Source organism: Gemmiger formicilis, assembly GCF_016901605.1.
Classification (GTDB): Bacteria; Bacillota; Clostridia; order Oscillospirales; family Ruminococcaceae; genus Gemmiger; species Gemmiger formicilis_B.
This window is the reverse complement of the sequence record NZ_JACJKP010000992.1, coordinates 1-217: the sequence shown is the minus strand read 5'-3', so window position 1 is coordinate 217 and position 217 is coordinate 1. Positions and strand designations below refer to the sequence as shown.

At 65.4% G+C, this 217-nt stretch carries 1 protein-coding gene; it reads left to right on the top strand.

Features of this window, described 5'->3' with window-relative positions:
• Window positions 1–4: 4 nt before the first annotated feature.
• Window positions 5–217 (top strand): [Fe-Fe] hydrogenase large subunit C-terminal domain-containing protein (locus H6B10_RS19235; protein WP_430661804.1); only part of this gene is annotated, 213 nt, incomplete at its 3' end.

Below are 217 nucleotides of genomic sequence, written 5' to 3'. Positions count from 1 at the left end.
CGGGTTGCAACTGCAGCAGGGTCTGGGGAGCGTCCTGGCCGGTGAGATAGGCGTAGGCGGTACGCAGCGCCGCCTCCATCACACCGCCGGTGTTGCCGAAGATAACGCCCGCGCTTTCCTGCAGCGGATGAAGGAGAACGGCAAGCAGTACCACTTTGTGGAAGTCATGGCTTGCCCGGGCGGCTGCATCGGCGGCGGCGGACAGCCCAAAGACCTG